17 protein-coding genes are annotated in these 16,620 nt (G+C 68.8%); 11 read left to right on the forward strand and 6 right to left on the reverse strand.

From position 1 onward, the window contains the following. Positions 1–113 precede the first annotated feature (113 nt). The 6 genes from ACWDVB_RS01075 to ACWDVB_RS01100 all read left to right on the forward strand — a co-directional run bounded on the left by ACWDVB_RS01075 (position 114) and on the right by ACWDVB_RS01100 (position 7,143). Complete coding sequence (locus tag ACWDVB_RS01075; RefSeq protein WP_451513430.1) at positions 114–4,061, forward strand: GH92 family glycosyl hydrolase; 3,948 nt, start codon at positions 114–116, stop codon at positions 4,059–4,061. 388 nt (positions 4,062–4,449) lie between these two features. Further along, the gene (locus ACWDVB_RS01080) at positions 4,450–4,896 is read left to right on the forward strand and encodes a hypothetical protein (RefSeq protein ID WP_451513431.1); all 447 of its coding nucleotides are present in this window, start codon (positions 4,450–4,452) and stop codon (positions 4,894–4,896) included. A 91-nt stretch (positions 4,897–4,987) separates the two neighbouring features. After that, positions 4,988–5,479, forward strand: coding sequence for a hypothetical protein (locus ACWDVB_RS01085; protein WP_451513432.1), 492 nt, complete (start codon positions 4,988–4,990; stop codon positions 5,477–5,479). 29 nt (positions 5,480–5,508) lie between these two features. Next, positions 5,509–6,000, forward strand: coding sequence for a hypothetical protein (locus ACWDVB_RS01090; RefSeq protein ID WP_451513433.1), 492 nt, complete (start codon positions 5,509–5,511; stop codon positions 5,998–6,000). Positions 6,001–6,051: 51 nt separating this feature from the next. Then, positions 6,052–6,582 carry an RICIN domain-containing protein gene (locus ACWDVB_RS01095; RefSeq protein ID WP_451513434.1) on the forward strand — a complete coding sequence of 177 codons (531 nt, stop codon included), beginning with the start codon at positions 6,052–6,054 and terminating at the stop codon, positions 6,580–6,582. Positions 6,583–6,645: 63 nt separating this feature from the next. Beyond that, complete coding sequence (locus tag ACWDVB_RS01100; protein WP_451513435.1) at positions 6,646–7,143, forward strand: RICIN domain-containing protein; 498 nt, start codon at positions 6,646–6,648, stop codon at positions 7,141–7,143. A 78-nt stretch (positions 7,144–7,221) separates the two neighbouring features. On the opposite strand, the gene ACWDVB_RS01105 is transcribed toward ACWDVB_RS01100, so the two are convergent. Further along, positions 7,222–7,635 (reverse strand): ATP-binding protein, encoded by a 414-nt coding sequence (locus tag ACWDVB_RS01105; protein ID WP_451513436.1) that lies wholly within the window; start codon positions 7,633–7,635, stop codon positions 7,222–7,224. 111 nt (positions 7,636–7,746) lie between these two features. Here ACWDVB_RS01105 and ACWDVB_RS01110 point away from each other — a divergent pair, with 111 nt between their 5' ends. Then, on the forward strand, positions 7,747–8,574 hold the full coding sequence (locus ACWDVB_RS01110; RefSeq protein ID WP_451513522.1) for a helix-turn-helix domain-containing protein: 828 nt from the start codon (positions 7,747–7,749) through the stop codon (positions 8,572–8,574). Then, entirely contained in the window at positions 8,571–8,819 is a 249-nt protein-coding gene (locus ACWDVB_RS01115; protein WP_451513437.1) for a DUF397 domain-containing protein, read from the forward strand. The genes ACWDVB_RS01110 and ACWDVB_RS01115 overlap by 4 nt, the downstream gene beginning before the upstream one ends. On the opposite strand, the gene ACWDVB_RS01120 is transcribed toward ACWDVB_RS01115, so the two are convergent. Beyond that, positions 8,800–10,227: an MFS transporter gene (locus ACWDVB_RS01120; RefSeq protein ID WP_451513438.1), complete on the reverse strand. Its 1,428-nt coding sequence runs from the start codon at positions 10,225–10,227 to the stop codon at positions 8,800–8,802. The two genes, ACWDVB_RS01115 and ACWDVB_RS01120, sit on opposite strands and share 20 nt — an antisense overlap. A gap of 126 nt (positions 10,228–10,353) precedes the next feature. On the opposite strand from ACWDVB_RS01120, the gene ACWDVB_RS01125 reads away from it, so the two are divergent. After that, entirely contained in the window at positions 10,354–10,665 is a 312-nt protein-coding gene (locus ACWDVB_RS01125; RefSeq protein ID WP_451513439.1) for an ArsR/SmtB family transcription factor, read from the forward strand. Between the two features lie 108 nt (positions 10,666–10,773). After that, positions 10,774–11,166 (forward strand): VOC family protein, encoded by a 393-nt coding sequence (locus ACWDVB_RS01130; protein ID WP_451513440.1) that lies wholly within the window; start codon positions 10,774–10,776, stop codon positions 11,164–11,166. A gap of 63 nt (positions 11,167–11,229) precedes the next feature. Here ACWDVB_RS01130 and acnA read toward each other — a convergent pair whose 3' ends face one another. The 4 genes from acnA to ACWDVB_RS01150 form a co-directional block, all read right to left on the reverse strand. Continuing rightward, the gene (gene acnA / locus ACWDVB_RS01135; protein ID WP_451513441.1) at positions 11,230–13,944 is read right to left on the reverse strand and encodes an aconitate hydratase AcnA; all 2,715 of its coding nucleotides are present in this window, start codon (positions 13,942–13,944) and stop codon (positions 11,230–11,232) included. 214 nt (positions 13,945–14,158) lie between these two features. Beyond that, positions 14,159–14,650, reverse strand: coding sequence for a MarR family winged helix-turn-helix transcriptional regulator (locus ACWDVB_RS01140; RefSeq protein WP_451513442.1), 492 nt, complete (start codon positions 14,648–14,650; stop codon positions 14,159–14,161). Further along, the gene (locus ACWDVB_RS01145; protein ID WP_451513443.1) at positions 14,647–15,681 is read right to left on the reverse strand and encodes a sigma-70 family RNA polymerase sigma factor; all 1,035 of its coding nucleotides are present in this window, start codon (positions 15,679–15,681) and stop codon (positions 14,647–14,649) included. The genes ACWDVB_RS01140 and ACWDVB_RS01145 overlap by 4 nt, the downstream gene beginning before the upstream one ends. 30 nt (positions 15,682–15,711) lie before the next feature. Further along, positions 15,712–16,038: a hypothetical protein gene (locus ACWDVB_RS01150; protein ID WP_451513444.1), complete on the reverse strand. Its 327-nt coding sequence runs from the start codon at positions 16,036–16,038 to the stop codon at positions 15,712–15,714. 125 nt (positions 16,039–16,163) lie between these two features. On the opposite strand from ACWDVB_RS01150, the gene ACWDVB_RS01155 reads away from it, so the two are divergent. Beyond that, positions 16,164–16,607, forward strand: coding sequence for an amidohydrolase family protein (locus ACWDVB_RS01155; protein WP_451513445.1), 444 nt, complete (start codon positions 16,164–16,166; stop codon positions 16,605–16,607). Positions 16,608–16,620 lie beyond the last annotated feature (13 nt).

The raw sequence follows: 16,620 nt of genomic DNA on the forward strand, positions 1-16,620 counted from the left end.
CCCGCCCCAGGAAGCCCGTCAACAGCCTTGACACCCTGCGGCACTTGACTCCCTACTAGACCTTGCGCAGCGATCGTGACAACGTTGTCCAACTCGCAAGGAGGGGCTCGGGGATGCCGTACACGGCACGCAGACCTCGTTACAGACACCACCGTCCGGGCACGCCCGGACCCCGCTCGGCCGTGGCCGTCGGCGCGCTGGCGCTGGCGCTGGCACTCGCCGTGGCCACACAGGGGGCCGCCGCCGCCAAGGCCGAGCAATCTCCCCGCTCAGACCGGGCGTTCGCTTCCTCGTTCGAGGACGGCGACGCCCAGCCGGACTGGCTGAACACCGTCGAGACCGGTCCCGGCGGCAAGAAGAAGGCCTCGGGCGTCAACGGCGAGTTCAGCTCCGGTCTGCCCGGCAGCGTGATGGACCACGTCACCGAGGTCCGGGCCAGCGGCGAGAACGCGGGCTCGGGCGAGGTCGCGGAGAACCTCGTCGACGGCGAGGCGACCAGCAAATGGCTGACGTTCGCGAAGGACGGCTGGGTCGAGTTCGACCTGGACGAGCCCGCCAAGGTCGTGACGTATGCGCTGACCTCGGCGAACGACCACGCCCCGCGCGACCCGAAGGACTGGACCCTGAAGGGTTCCACGGACGGCAAGGACTGGAAGGTCCTCGACGAGCGCGAGGGCGAGGCGTTCGACGGCCGGCACAAGATGAAGAGGTACGACGTCACAGGCGGGGCGGACACACCGGCGTACTCCCACTTCCGCCTCGACGTCACCGCGAACAACGGCGCCGCCGACATCCTGCAACTCGCCGACGTACACCTGTCGGTGGGCGGCACGCAGGCCCCCGCCCCCGAGGACATGCTGAGCCTGGTGGACCGCGGCCCCAGCGGCTCCCCCACCGCGAAGTCGCGCGCCGGGTTCATGGGCAAGCACGCGCTGCGCTATGCGGGCACCCACAAGGTCGACGGTCGCGGCTACTCGTACAACAAGGTCTTCGACGTCAATGTCGCGGTACGCCGTGACACCGAGCTCGGCTATCGTGTCTTCCCCTCGATGGCCGAGGGCGACCTCGACTACGCGGCCACGAACGTCGCCGTGGACCTGGCGTTCACCGACGGCACCTATCTGAGCGACCTCGGCGCCACCGACCAGCACGGCTTCCCGCTGGACCCGCGCGGCCAGGGCGCCGCCAAGGTGCTCTACGTCAACCAGTGGAACAACGTCGCCTCGCGCATAGGCCAGGTCGCGCGCGGCAAGACGGTCGACCGGGTCCTCGTCGCGTACGACGCTCCGAAGGGCCCGGCGAAGTTCCGCGGCTGGCTGGACGACGTGTCCTTGAAGGAGAAGGCCCCGCCGAGGCCCAAGGCGCACCCCTCCGACTACGCGGACACGACGCGCGGCACCAACTCCAGCGGCGGCTTCTCGCGCGGCAACAACTTCCCGGCGACGGCCGTCCCGCACGGCTTCAACTTCTGGACGCCGGTGACGAACGCGGGCTCTCTGAGCTGGCTGTACGACTACGCGCGCGGCAACAACGACGACAACCTGCCGACGATCCAGGCGTTCAGCGCGAGCCACGAGCCGAGCCCTTGGATGGGTGACCGGCAGACGTTCCAGGTGATGCCGTCCGTCGACAAGGAGACGCCGAGCGCCTCGCGGACCAAGCGGGCGCTGCCCTTCCGGCACGAGAAGGAGACGGCGCGCCCGCACTACTACGGCGTGACGTTCGAGAACGGTCTGAAGGCCGAGATGGCGCCCACGGACCATGCCGCGATGATGAAGTTCACCTATCCGGGTGACGACGCGAGCGTCATCTTCGACAACGTCTCGGACAAGGCCGGCCTCACTCTCGACAAGGAGCGGGGTGTCGTCTCCGGCTTCTCGGACGTCAAGTCCGGTCTGTCGACGGGCGCCACCCGCCTGTTCGTCTACGGAACCTTCGACTCGCCCGTCACGGCGGGCGGCAAGCTCGACGGCGGCGGTGGCGGTGACGTCACCGGCTACCTCCGCTTCGAGGCGGGCAAGGACCGTGCCGTCAATCTCCGTCTCGCCACGTCTCTCATCAGCGTGGACCAGGCGAAGGCCAATCTCGACGAGGAGATCCCGGCCGGCACCTCCTTCGGCCGCGTCAAGGACCGCGCCCAGAAGCAGTGGGACGCCATCCTCGGCAAGGTGGAGGTCGAGGGCGCGAGCCAGGGCCAGCTGACGAGCCTGTACTCCTCGCTCTACCGGCTATACCTGTACCCCAACTCGGGCTTCGAGAAGGTCGGCAAGGGAGGTGGTGGGGCGGGCGGCAAGGCCACGTACAAGTACGCCTCGCCGTTCTCGCCGCAGACCGGGCCCGACACCCCGACCCACACCGGCGCGAAGATCGTCGAGGGCAAGCCGTACGTCAACAACGGCTTCTGGGACACCTACCGGACGACATGGCCCGCGTACTCCCTCCTCACTCCGAAGAAGGCGGGTGAGCTGGTCGACGGGTTCGTGCAGCAGTACAAGGACGGCGGCTGGACCTCGCGCTGGTCCTCGCCGGGGTACGCGGATCTGATGACGGGCACCTCCTCCGACGTCGCGTTCGCCGACGCGTACGTCAAGGACGTGAAGTTCGACGCGGAGGCCGCGTACGAGGCGGCCCTGAAGAACGCGACGGTGGTACCGCCGAGTTCGGGCGTCGGCCGCAAGGGCATGAAGACCTCGCCCTTCCTCGGCTACACGAGCAGCGAGACGCACGAGGGCCTGTCGTGGGCGCTGGAGGGCTACCTCAACGACTACGGCATCTCCCGCATGGGCGCGGCCCTCTACAAGAAGACGGGCGAGAAGCGCTACAAGGAGGAGTCCGCGTACTTCCTGAACCGCGCCCGGGATTACGTGAACCTCTTCGACGACAAGGCGGCGGGCGCGGGCACATCACCCGGCACGTCACCCGGCTCGCCCCCCGGCTTCTTCCAGGGCAAGGACGCCAAGGGCGTCTGGCGGGTGCCTTCGGAGAAGTTCGACCCGCGCGTGTGGGGTCACGACTACACCGAGACGAACGCCTGGGGTTACGCCTTCACGGCGCCGCAGGACTCGCGCGGTCTGGCGAACCTGTACGGCGGCCGCAAGGGCCTCGGCGAGAAGCTCGACACGTACTTCGCGACCCCCGAGACCGGCTCCGCCGAGTTCGCGGGCTCCTACGGAGGCGTCATCCACGAGATGACGGAGGCGCGCGACGTGCGCATGGGCATGTACGGGCACTCCAACCAGGTCGCCCACCACGTCGCGTACATGTACGACGCGGCCGGGCAGCCGTGGAAGACGCAGGAGAAGGTCCGCGAGGTCCTCTCCCGCCTCTACACCGGCAGCGAGATCGGCCAGGGGTACCACGGCGACGAGGACAACGGCGAGCAGTCCGGCTGGTACCTCTTCTCCTCGCTCGGCTTCTATCCGCTGGTCATGGGCAGCGGCGAGTACGCGATCGGGTCGCCGCAGTTCACGAAGATGACCGTGCACCTGGACAACGGCCGGGACCTGGTCGTCAAGGCGCCGAAGAACAGCGCCAAGAACATCTACGTCCAGGGCCTCAAGGTCAACGGCAAGGCGTGGAAGTCGACCGCGCTGCCGCACGAGCTGATCGCGCGCGGCGGGGTCCTGGAGTTCGACATGGGCCCGAAGCCGTCCTCGTGGGGCTCCGGCAAGCACGCCCAGCCGACGTCGATCACGCAGGACGACAAGGTGCCGTCACCGAGGAAGGACGCACTCAAGGGTGAGGGCGCGCTCTTCGACAACTCGTCGGCCACGGAAGCCACTTCGGAGTCTGTGGTGGAGCTTCCCGTCACCGGGGAGACCAAGGCGGTGCAGTACACGCTGACGTCGTCCACCGACAAGGCGAAGGCGCCGCGCGGCTGGGTGCTACAGGGCTCCGCCGACGGTGAGGAGTGGAAGACCGTGGACAAGCGCTCCGGTGAGTCCTTCGCATGGGACCAGCAGACCCGGGTGTTCACCGTGGTCCACCCGGGGTCGTACCGCCACTACCGGCTGGTGCCGGACGGCTCCGCGACGCTGGCGGAGCTGGAGCTGCTGTCCTGAGCTGAGCGGTTCCTGCCGGACCGTGACCGTGCGGCGCTGACAAATGTCGGCGCCGCACGGCTTTTTGCGTTGGAGGGTGTGTCGGGGGCGTGTCGACGGTGCGTTGACGGCCGTGGGCGTGTTCGAGGGTGTGTGGTCGTCGGATACGTGCACGGCGTACGCGGGGTCGACCGAACCGATGCTCGTATCACTTTTGTCCCTCGTTCTGATGAACGCGCGTGTCGCTGAAAGTGACTAGGGCATGCCATCCATGCACGGTCCATTACGACCGTCTCTCTCAGGCGCTTCGCCTGATCCCCCTCTTTCCCTCCTGCCGGGCGTGCTCGGTCGCGGCTTGATCCGGCATGTCCGCAGGCAGGAGCAACCCCCGTCAGTAAGGAGACCAGCCATGGCCGACGAGAACATCAGGAAGATCGAAGTGCTGGTGCAGACCGTCCGGGAGACGGACGCCGGTACCGGTGGCCTGGTGTACCTGTTCATCGCGGGCCGCGAGTTCCTGCTCAGGACGGCGCAGGGCGACAACATGGAACAGGGGTCGCAGAACTTCGTGTTCGGCGAGGACTCCAACGTCCTCAACAGCGCCAGCAACGATCCGCGTGATCCGCAGCTCCGCGCCTCGTTCCTGGACGCGTTCCCGCCGTACGTCCGTTTCCGGCCCGTCGACCAGAACGACATGTGGCACCTGGAGCGGGTGGACGTGACCGTGACCTCCGGCGACGGAAGCCCGGCCAACACCCGCAGCTACCGGGCTCTCGCCGACGAAGGCGGAAAGAAGCGGACCCTGCGCATGGGGACCCGCTTCAGCGAGCGGGTCTACCTCACCCCCTCGCCCTGACAAACCGGCCCCCCAGACACCGGCGGCCCCTGACACCGGGGCAGCGCCCCGTCCCCCCTCCCTTCGGAGAACCGAGCCAAGGAGCACTCCCATGCCCAATCCCCGGCCCATCGACCCCTCCGTACCGCAGTTGATCTCGCAGATCGAGGTGAAGGTCCAGACCGGCACCGAAGCCTCCGCGGGCACCAACGGCTGGGTCTACCTCGGCATCGGCGGCCGCGAGTTCCTGCTGGACACCGCGGCCGACGACTTCGAGCGGCCCGACCCGCCCACCAACGTCGACACCTTCGTCCTCGGCGACCGCGCCAACGTCAACAACCCGGACGACAACGACCCGCGCAGGCCCCAGATCCAGATCTCCGACCTGGACCGCTACCCGGCCTACCTCAGCTTCCAGCCGGCCGACGACAGCGACAACTGGGAGATCGACTGGGTGAACGTGACCCTCACCGCCGCCGGCGGCGGAGTGGTGCGCTTCTACGACTACCGCTCGCCGGTCATCACCGACGACTCCGGCCCCAAGCGGAAGCTGTGGCTGGGCGCCTACTCCGGCACCCAGCTGTCCCTTGCCTCGGTCTACTGACCCCTCGCCGCGCGAACAGGAGCACTCCCATGCCCAATCCCCGCCCCATCGACCCCAACGAGCCGCAGCTGATCACCCGGATCGAGGTGAAGACGCAGACCGACACCTCTCCCGGCGCCGGCACCAACGGCTGGGTCTACCTCGGCATCGGGGGCCGCGAGTTCCACCTCGACACCCCCGCCGACGACTTCGAACCGCCCACCGGCGGCCGGCCCACCACGGACACGTTCGTCCTCGGCGAGGGCGCCAACGTCGAGAACGCCGCGGGCAACGATCCGCGCAACCCCCAGCTCCGGGTCGCGGACCTGGACCGCCACCCGGTCTACATCCGCTTCGAGCCCCACGTCGTCGACGACGACTGGATCCTCGACCGCGTCGACATCGCCGTCACCGGCACGGGAGGCGGCACCGTCCGCTTCTTCGACTACCAGGCCCTCAAGGACGAGACCGGCGCCCCGAAGAAGACGCTGAAGTTCTCCCGGCGCACCGGCCGCGTGCTGCACCTCTCGTCCCTGTACTGACCCGCACCGACCCGCACCGACCCGCAGTGAACAACAACGAAAGGAACCGTCATGTCCGAACCCACTCCCCCCGTCCCGCCGAGCACCCTGCCCACTGAGGCGATGCTCATCCACAGCGTGACCAACGGCTACCTCCTGCCGGACAACATCAACGACAGCATCGAGGACGACGAGGTCGAGATCCAGGCCACGGATCCGCTGGCCTCCGGCGCGGCAGCCCTGTGGAGGATCACCCGCCTCCAGAGCGGCTTCTACCGCATCGGCACGACCAGCGGCCAGCGGTTCCTCACCGTGCAGACCGCGGCCGGGTACAACGCCAACGTCCGCATCCGCAGCAGGGCCGAGAACGACTACCGGCAGCACTGGGCGCTCGTTCCCGTCCCCGGGCTGAGCGACACCGGCAAGGCTCCCGTCCGTGCCCTGATCGCCCGTGGCACCGGCTATGCCCTCGGCGTAGCGAGCGGCGGACTCTCCCTGGGCTCCGAGGTCCGGCTCATCCGGACCTGGAACGGCCACCCCAGCCTCTACCACGCGTGGATGTTCGCTCCTGTCTCCCGGGGCGAAGAAGGCGAAGGCGAGTGACCAGGCCGTCACCGCACCACCCGAACCCCACCGAGAAACGGGTACACGAGAAGGAGACCCACCATGCCTGAGCCTCGTCCCTACGAGGACCCGCCCACCCCGCCGCAGCCGTCCCTCAACATCCCCACGGACCGGAACGTGTGGATCGACAACCTGGTCACCTCGCTGCACCTCAACAGTGAGGGCTACGCCGGTGGAGAGAACGGCCACGCGCGTCTGTTCCACGACCGGGACAACACCAACGCGCTCGGCGAACAGTGGCAGTTCAGGGCCGCCGCGGACGGCACCTACACCATCGTCAACGCCAACTCGGGCCGCGAGCTGACCACCGCGCCCTCGGACCGGCACTACAAGAAGGTCGTCCTCACCGGGAGCGCCTACCCCACCGGTCAGAGGTGGCGCGTCCAGGCGTCGGGGCTGTTCGGCAGCTTCAGCCTGCACCCGGCCGACGACCTCTCCGTGGCGGTCGCCCCGCTCACCAATACGGAGATGCTGCTGTACACGCTGCCTTTCCAGCAGTACCTGACGCAGTTCTTCAAGGTGGTGGAGCGGAACACCTGACCACCGCCTGACCCGCAGACGACCGGCCACACCTGTCCCCCACGCTGGTGTGTCCGGTCTCGGTCATGTCAGGCGCCGCTACTGCCGAGGGTCAGCGCCGAACTCGCACCAGACCACCTTGCCGGGGTCGCGTTCGTCGACCCCCCACTTGTCGGCCAGCGCCGCCACCAGCAGCAGGCCCCGCCCCGACTCGTCGGTGTCATTTCCCTCACCGCCGGGTCGGGGCCATCCGCCGCCACTGTCATGCACTTCCACACGGAGTACGTCGTCGACACGGCACAGGCACAGCCGGAAACCCCGGCCGGGCGGGACGCCGTGCAGCAGGGCGTTGGTTGCCAACTCGCTGACGCACAGCGCGATCTCGTCCCGCCTGTCACTGATCCCCCAGTCGGCGAGCGCGGCGCGCGTGAAGGCGCGGGCGGCGGGGACGGACTGACGCTCACGGCGGTAGAAGCGTTCACGCGTGGGCTGGGGTGAAGTTTCCTCGTTCACGTGACCAGAGTCACACTCCGTGCCCATCATAAAGCAGTGCGTTATCTCGTACGGCGGTGCTGTACGAGATTTTTGCGTGAACGCGAGACTTCAGGTGGGGAGTTGGACTACATGAACAGCCCAAGGCGACGGTCACGGAGGAACGCCTCGGCGATGCGGATGGTGGGCGCGCTGCTCGCCATCCACCGGGAGGCGGCCGGGTACACCCAGAAGTCGCTGGCCGAGCACTTCGTGGTGGGCGAGGACCACATCGCCTCTATCGAGCAGGGGCGGCGGCCCCTGAAAATGGACCTGGCGATCAAGCTGGACGAACTGCTGGGTACGAACGGCACGTTGGCGACGGCGGTCGAGCACATGCCGGAGGTGGACCTGATTCCCCGGTGGGCCGAGGAGTATCTGGACTGCGAACGGGAGGCGATCGCGATCTCCTTGTACGCAAACCAGGTGCTGCCCGGTCTACTCCAGACCGAAGCCTATGCACGGGCGGTCTTCCGCAGCCGCGTGCCGGTCTTCGACGAGGACGCGATCGAGCAGTTCGTGGCGACGCGAATGGAGCGCCAAGAGATCTTGCACCGCAAGGTTCCCCCGACGACCAGCTTCGTGATCTGGGAGCCAGTACTGCTCGACCGCCTCGGTGGCGACACCGTCTACTTCGAACAGCTGCGCCGTCTGCGCGAGTACGCCGAACTGCCTGGTCTGGCCTTGCAGGTTCTGCCATTGGGTCGCGCCGCCCACGCCTCTCTCGACGGGCCATTCGTGCTCCTGGAAACGCCCGACCACCAGCGGCTCGCCTATACGGAAACCCAGCGCGGCAGTCAGCTGATCGCTGATCCGGACGAGGTAGCGATCCTGACGCAGAAATGTGCGATGCTGCGGACACAGGCCCTCAACCCCGAGGACACCAGGGACCTGTTGGACCGTTTGCTAGGAGGGCAATGAGCGACACCGCGCTTCAGTGGTTCAAGTCGAGCTACAGCGGCAGCGACGGAGGCAACTGCCTTGAAGTTGCCTGCACTTGGCGCAAGTCCAGTTACAGCGGCAGCGAAGGCGGCGAGTGCCTCGAAATCGCCGCCCACCCCACCTCCGTACACATCCGCGACTCCAAGAACCGTGAAGGCCCGCACTTCACTGTGGCCCCGGATGCCTGGACCGCCTTCCTGTCGCTCACTCAGGACTCGGCCTGACCCCTCGCAGGAGGGCGAAGATGATCAGCCCGAGGACCAGGCAGACCCCGGCCAGCCCCCAAAGCACCAGATGGAACCCCGCATCGTAGGACCGTGACGCGGTGAGCGTCGTCAGGACCGATCCGTACAGCGCCACCGCGACCGCCTCGCTGCCGAGCCGCAGCGTGTTGAGGAAGCCCGCGGCCATGCCCGCCTTCGCGGGGTCGACGAGTTCGAGGGCCTGGCCGTCGACGAGCCCGGCGGCCAGCGCCATGCCCGCGCCGGTGACCATCATCGGCAGTGCGATCACGGCCACGGAGACGTCCGGACCGAAGAGGGTCAGGGCGGCGTCGCCCACGACGAGGGCGGCCAGGCTGACGTAGATGATGGTGAGCGCGGGGACACCGCGGGCCACCAACTTCGCTGCCAGCAACGGCAGGACCAGCATCGGCGCGGTGAGCAGCACCATCAGGAGCCCCGCGGCGGCCGTGCCACGCCCGGTCACCTCCGTCAGATAGCTCGGCAGATACGTGAGCATCGTGACGAAGCCGAACGAGCCCGCGACCGGTACCAGGCACAGCGCCAAGAAGCGGCGGTTCCGCAGCAGGGTCAGGTCCAGCATGGGGTGGGCGCGGCGCTTCTCGACGGAGGCGAAGACCGCCAACGCGACGGCCGCTCCCGCAAAGAGGCAAAGTACGCCCGCGCTGGCCCAGCCCCACTGCGAGCCCTGCACGATGGCGGTGGTCATGAGCACCATGGCGACGACGAAGACGGCGCTGCCGGGTATGTCGACACGCGCGCCGCGCGGGCGGGGCGTGGCCGGGAGTGAGCGCGCGATGGCCGGGACGGCGAGGAGTACGAGGGCGAGCGCCACCGCGTGCACGGCGAAGACCCAGCGCCAGCTGGACGTCTGGAGCAGCACTCCGGAGAGCGAGGGTCCGATCGCGATACCCACGCCCGCGACGGTGCCGAAGAGCGCGAACGCCTTGGCCCGCGCCGGACCCTCGTACACGGTGGACAGGATCGCGGAGCCGCACGAGAAGATCGCCGCGCCGCCGACGCCCGCGAGCGCGCGGGCCGCGTCCAGCAGGAGGACGTCGGAGGCGAGGGCGCTGCCGAGCGAGGCGACGGCGTAGACGGCGGCGCCGGTCGCGAAGGCCCTGACCCGGCCGACGACGTCGGCGACCGAGCCCCAGACGAGGGTGAAACAGGCGAAGGCGACATTGAAGGCGTTCACCACCCACTGAAGCGGGGCTGCCCCGGCGCCGGTATCGGCGCCGATGCCGGGCAGGGCGACGGCGGTCCCGGAGATCGACATGGGGACGACGAAGACGGCGAGGAGGATGGCGGCGAGCGGCAGGACGGGGGGTCGTACGCCACCAACTTCTCCCGCTGTAGGGGTGGTTGGCACTGCTTTGCTGAGCGACACGGGTGGGGCTCCAGTTTTGGATTCGGGAAGGTTCGGAATCGATCGAACCTTAAACCGACCTTGGCACGCCATCGAGGTACGATGCAAGTCGAACCTGTGAGTCGAGCCCCACCGAGGAGGCACTCCATGCCGGACGACGAGGGACACCCCCTCCAGGAAGAGATGGACCTGCGCACAGTCCTGCACGCCCTCGCCGACCCCCTGCGCTTCGGGGTGATCGCCCGGTTCCTGCGGGAGCCGGACGACGCCGAACGGACCTGCGCCTACTTCCAGTTGCCCGTGTCGAAGTCCACGACCTCGCACCACTTCAAGGTGATGCGCGAGGCGGGCCTGCTGCGGATGGTCGACCACGGCAACAGCCGGACGGCGGTCCTGCGCAGGAAGGACCTGAACGAGCGCTTCCCGGGGCTGCTGGACCTGGTGGCCGCCGAGGAATGAGGTCGACAACTCGATAGGCCTCTGCCTAAGATCCACGGCGACATCGCGTGTCGGTCACCGGCCGGGTGAGGCATGGAGGTGTCAGGAGATGCCTGTTGGAGGCATTCCTTGTCAGTCGAGCTGAACCACACGATCGTCCACGCCCGGGACAACCGGGAGTCCGCCGAGTTCTTCGCGGAGCTGCTGGGCCTTGAGATCGCCGGGGAGTGGGGCCCGTTCGTCGCGGTGGCCCTGAGCAACGGAGTCACCCTGGACTTCGCCACCGTCCCCGCCGAACACATCACCCCGCAGCATTACGCCTTCCTGGTCCCGGAGGCGGAGTTCGACGCCGCGTACGACAAGATCAAGGCGCGCGGCATCGAACACTGGGCGGACCCGCACCAGAAGCACCCGGGCGAGATCAACCGCAACGACGGCGGCAAGGGCGTCTACTTCCTGGACCCGTCGGGCCACGCCATGGAACTGATCACGGTGCCGTACGGCGGCTGGCCACAGCAGTAGACACACGAGGGCCGCACCCCGTACGAAACGAGGTGCGGCCCTCAACTACTGCGTAGCGTAAGCCTACTTACGGATCAGGCTGCGCAGCACGTACTGCATGATGCCGCCGTTGCGGTAGTAGTCCGCCTCACCGGGCGTGTCGATGCGGACGACCGCGTCGAACTCGACACCGGTGTCGGTGGTGACCTTCACCGTGCGCGGCGTCGTGCCGTTGTTCAGCTCGGTGACGCCGGAGAAGGAGAACGTCTCCTCGCCGGTCAGGCCGAGGGAGGAGGCGGTCTGGCCCTCCGGGTACTGGAGCGGCAGGACGCCCATGCCGATGAGGTTCGAGCGGTGGATGCGCTCGTACGACTCGGCGATGACGGCCTTGACGCCGAGGAGCGCGGTGCCCTTGGCGGCCCAGTCGCGGGACGAGCCGGAGCCGTACTCCTTGCCCGCGAGGACGACCAGCGGGATGCCCTGGTCGATGTAGTTGCGCGAGGCGTCGTAGATGAACGAGACCGGCGCGTCCTCCCGCGTGAAGTCACGCGTGAAGCCGCCCTCGGTGCCCGGCGCGATCTGGTTGCGCAGGCGGATGTTCGCGAACGTACCGCGAATCATGACCTCGTGGTTGCCTCGGCGCGAGCCGTACGAGTTGAAGTCGCGGCGCTGCACGCCGTGCTCCGTCAGGTACTTGCCGGCCGGGGTGTCGGCCTTGATCGCACCGGCCGGGGAGATGTGGTCGGTGGTGACCGAGTCGCCCAGCTTGGCCAGGACGCGGGCGCCCGTGATGTCGGAGACCGGGGTGGTCTCCATCGTCATGCCCTCGAAGTACGGGGGCTTGCGGACGTACGTCGACTCGGTGTCCCACTCGAAGGTGTTGCCGGTCGGGATCGAGAGCGCCTGCCACTGGGCGTCGCCCGCGAAGACGTCCTGGTAGGACTTGTTGAACATGTCCTCGCCGATGGAGTTGGCGACGACGTCGTTGACCTCGGCCTCGGAGGGCCAGATGTCCTTGAGGTAGACCGGGTTGCCGTCCTGGTCGGCGCCCAGGGCCTCGGTCGTGATGTCGATCTTCATCGAACCGGCGAGGGCGTACGCGACGACCAGCGGCGGGGACGCCAGGTAGTTCATCTTGACGTCGGGGTTGATGCGGCCCTCGAAGTTCCGGTTACCGGAGAGGACGGACGTCACGGCCAGGTCGTGGTCGTTGACGGCCTTCGAGACCTCCTCGGGCAGCGGGCCCGAGTTGCCGATGCAGGTGGTGCAGCCGTAGCCGACGAGGTTGAAGCCGACCTTGTCGAGGTAGGGGGTGAGCCCCGCCTTGTCGAAGTAGTCGGTGACGACCTTCGAACCGGGCGCGAGGGTGGTCTTGACCCACGGCTTGCGGGTCAGGCCCTTCTCGACGGCCTTCTTCGCGACGAGCGCGGCGGCGACCATCACGTACGGGTTCGAGGTGTTGGTGCAGGAGGTGATCGCGGCGACGGTGACGGCGCCGTGGTCCAGCTCGTACGTCGAGCCGTCGGGGGCGGTCACCAGGACCGGGTTCGACGGGACGCCGTTCGTGGTGGCCGGGGCGTCGGAGGCCGGGAAGGACTCCTTGCCCGCCTCGTCCACGCTGTCCACGTAGTTGCGGACGTCGCTCTTGAACTGCTCGGCGGCGTTGGCGAGGACGATGCGGTCCTGCGGACGCTTGGGACCGGCGATGGAGGGGACGACCGTGGAGAGGTCGAGCTCCAGCTTCTCGGAGAAGTCGGGCTCGGCGGCCGGGTCGAGCCAGAGGCCCTGCTCCTTGGCGTACGCCTCGACAAGCGCGACCTGCTGCTCGTCGCGGCCGGTCAGGCGCAGGTACTTCAGCGTCTCGTCGTCGATCGGGAAGATCGCGGCGGTGGAGCCGAACTCCGGCGACATGTTGCCGATGGTGGCGCGGTTGGCGAGCGAGGTGGCGGAGACGCCCTCGCCGTAGAACTCGACGAACTTGCCGACGACGCCGTGCTTGCGCAGCATCTCGGTGATCGTGAGGACGAGGTCCGTGGCGGTGGTGCCCGGCTTCAGCTCACCGGTCAGCTTGAAGCCGACGACGCGCGGGATGAGCATGGAGACCGGCTGGCCCAGCATCGCGGCCTCGGCCTCGATGCCGCCGACGCCCCAGCCGAGGACGCCCAGGCCGTTGACCATCGTGGTGTGCGAGTCGGTGCCGACGAGGGTGTCGGGGTAGGCCTGGCCGCCCCGGACCATGACCGTGCGAGCGAGGTGCTCGATGTTGACCTGGTGGACGATGCCGGTGCCCGGGGGGACGACCTTGAACTCGTCGAAGGCGGTCTGGCCCCAGCGCAGGAACTGGTAGCGCTCCTTGTTGCGGCCGTACTCCAGCTCCACGTTCTGGCCGAAGGCCTCCGCCGTGCCGAACTTGTCGGCGATCACGGAGTGATCGATGACCAGCTCGGCCGGGGCCAGCGGGTTGATCTTCGCCGGGTCGCCGCCGAGCTCCTTCACGGCCTCACGCATCGTGGCGAGGTCCACCACACACGGGACGCCGGTGAAGTCCTGCATGATCACGCGGGCCGGCGTGAACTGGATCTCCTGCGCGGGCTGGGCCTGCGAGTCCCAGCCGCCGAGGGCACGGATGTGGTCGGCGGTGATGTTCGCGCCGTCCTCAGTACGGAGCAGGTTCTCCAGCAGGACCTTCAGGCTGTAGGGAAGGCGTGCGGAGCCCTCGACCTTGTCCAGCTTGAAGATCTCGTACGACTCGTCGCCCACGCGCAGCGTGCTGCGGGCGTCGAAGCTGTTCGCCGACACGACAGTCTCCTTCATTTTTGTGCGCGTTCCAGCACATCCTGCCGCCACGACTCCTCGTCGATCCGCTAAGGTAAGACTTAGTTAGGTAACCCTTACCAGCTGGCGGCCTCTGGTGCGCCTCGGCAGATATCTCGATGTCGAGATAACTCTAGTACATGAGCCGGGGTGTCGACGAGGCGCGCCCGCGCCCTTAGTCCGACCGAAGAGGCAGAACCTAGGAGTCCCCGTCGTCCTCGACGTTGGCGACCATCCTGCGCAGCACCTTGAGCGCGGCCACGTACTCTTCGTCGCTGATGCCCTCGTGGACCACGGCGCGCACCTCGGTCGCCAGCTCGCGCAGCCGCACCCTGGCGGCCTCCCCGGCGTCGGTGAGCCGCAGACGCTGCCCGGCGTCGGTCCGGAGCCAGCCGCGGTGGAGCAGCTGGTCGATGACACGAGCGATCTCGTGCGGCCCGTCCGCGAGGGGCGTCAGCTGGACGACGACCTCCTCGCGGCTCGGCGCCGCGGGTCTGCCGTTCACCACGTTGAGCACCCAGTACTGCGGCTGCGTGACGTCGATCCGGGCCATGGCGTCACGCAGATGCCGGGTGACGGCCGCGTGGGCGAGGCCACTCCAGTAGCCGATGGGCTGGGTGGCCAGCATGTCGTCGGTGGCGGCCGGATCAGCCGGCGCCTGGTCGGTGGTGGTATCGGTCAGCGGTCTCATGATCGCGACGCTATATCCCCCGTCGCGCCGCCGGGCCATGGGTCCCTGAGGCAGGGCCTTCCGTGATCCGTGCGGGCCCTTGGTGGGAGTACTGATACGTGCAGTGCGCGCAGGCGCTCCGGGGCGGCCACCACCTCGTACGCGGTGACGCGGTCGCCCTCTACCCGGATCAGGAGGGCCAGGAGCAGCCGGCCGTGCGGGGCCACGATCAGGCCGACGGTGCCGTTGAGGAGCGCGGGCTCGGCGAAGCGGGCGTTGCGCTGGAGGAGCACCGTCTCCTCGGCCACGGCACGGGCCCCGCGGATCAGCGCCGACCGGCCCGCCGGGAGCGCGGCGAGGTCCGCCCTGCGTACGACGTCCGGGGCGAGCACCCTCAGCAGCGCTTCGAGGTCGCCGCTGCGGGCGGCGGCCAGGAAGGCCTCGACGACCTGCCGGTCCCCGGTGAGGCCGGAGGCGGCCGGGCGGGGCGTGCCCCGGACCTTCTGGCGCGCGCGGCTCGCCAGCTTCTTCGTGGCGACCGGATTGCGCTCCACGACGGGCGCGATCTGCGCGAACGGCACGGCGAACAGGTCGTGCAGCACGAAAGCGACGCGCTCGTCGGGGCCCAGCGTGTCCAGGACCACCAGCAGCGCGCGGCCCACGGAGTCGGCGAGCAGGATCTCCTCCTCGGGGTCGGCGTCGCCGCCCGCGCATTGCGCGATGTGGTCCGGGAGTCGGCCGCCTACCGCCTCCTCGTGGCGTGCCGCGGCGGAGCGCAGCATGTCAAGGCAGAGGCGCGAGACGACCGTGCGGAGCCAGCCCGTGAGGTTCTCGATCCCGTCGGCGTCGGCGACGCGGCTGAGCCGCAGCCAGGCCTCCTGGACGGCGTCGTCGGCGTCGCTGAGCGAGCCGAGCATGCGGAAGGCGACGCCGCGCAGCTGCCCCCGGTGCGCCTCGAATCTCTCCGCCAGTGCCTGCTGCCCGCCCGCCGGTACCTGCCGGCGATCCGCCAGTGCCTGCTGCCCGCCCGCCACTGTCTGCTGCCCGTCCATCGGTCACCTTTTCCTGTCGTTCCCCGTCACCTACACACGACGATCGCGGCGGCCAGGCCGTGACATCGCCCCCGCGAAGGAGACGCGCACCATGTCCACCACCGTGCCCACCACTCTCACCCAGCCCTTGCTGACCTGCGCCGACCTGGGGGAACACCGGGACGCGCAGCCCGGGTCGTACGCCGCGTAGACGGCGTCGGGGCGGTCCGGACCCCGCAACAGCGCGTCGAACGCGTGCCCCTGATCGTCGGTCACCTCGAACGGCACGATCAGCGGGGCCGCCCGGCGCTCCGCGCACCACCGTCCGTACGCCGCCGTCACCGCCCGGTTCGCCGCGCTCGGTGTCGTCGCGTGCATGCAGCTCCAGTGGGCCGCCCGTGACACCTGGACCGTGGACGCCCTGCTGCCCTACATCGGCGCCGCGCGCCACCGGTGGCAGTACCCGGCGCGCAGCCTCCTCAAGCGGCGCGCGGCGCTCGCGGGTGGCTCGGACCGGCCGGTCGACCCTCTTCAGGGTCTGGAACCGGATACGGACCGCGATCGACCGCGAGGGCATGGACGGCGAGGGCGACCTCTACCGCGCAGAGGAAGGGCTCAGCCGTACGTCCGCCCTGCTCATGCACACCCTGGGCACCGCGCGTCAACTCCGTACCGGCCATGTCACCGGCACTGTCGAGCGGGGCTCGATGGCCGATCTCGGCGCGCCCGGCCGCGATGTGACGCGGTGTCCGGTGGCCGATATCAGCTCCGCCGAGGTGCGCCTCACGCTCGTCGGGGGCACAGTGGTGCACGACGCACAGTCGTCGGCAGGACGCGCGGCCGCCGCCCGAGTGACGCGGGCGGCGGCGGGGCCCCGGCCCACGGCGTACGCGTCGGTGCACGGTGGGCGGCACGGTGGGCGGCACGGTTCGTGCGGTTGTGGGTGACTTCCGCGCGGGT

This window comes from Streptomyces sp. NPDC003379, from assembly GCF_053589195.1.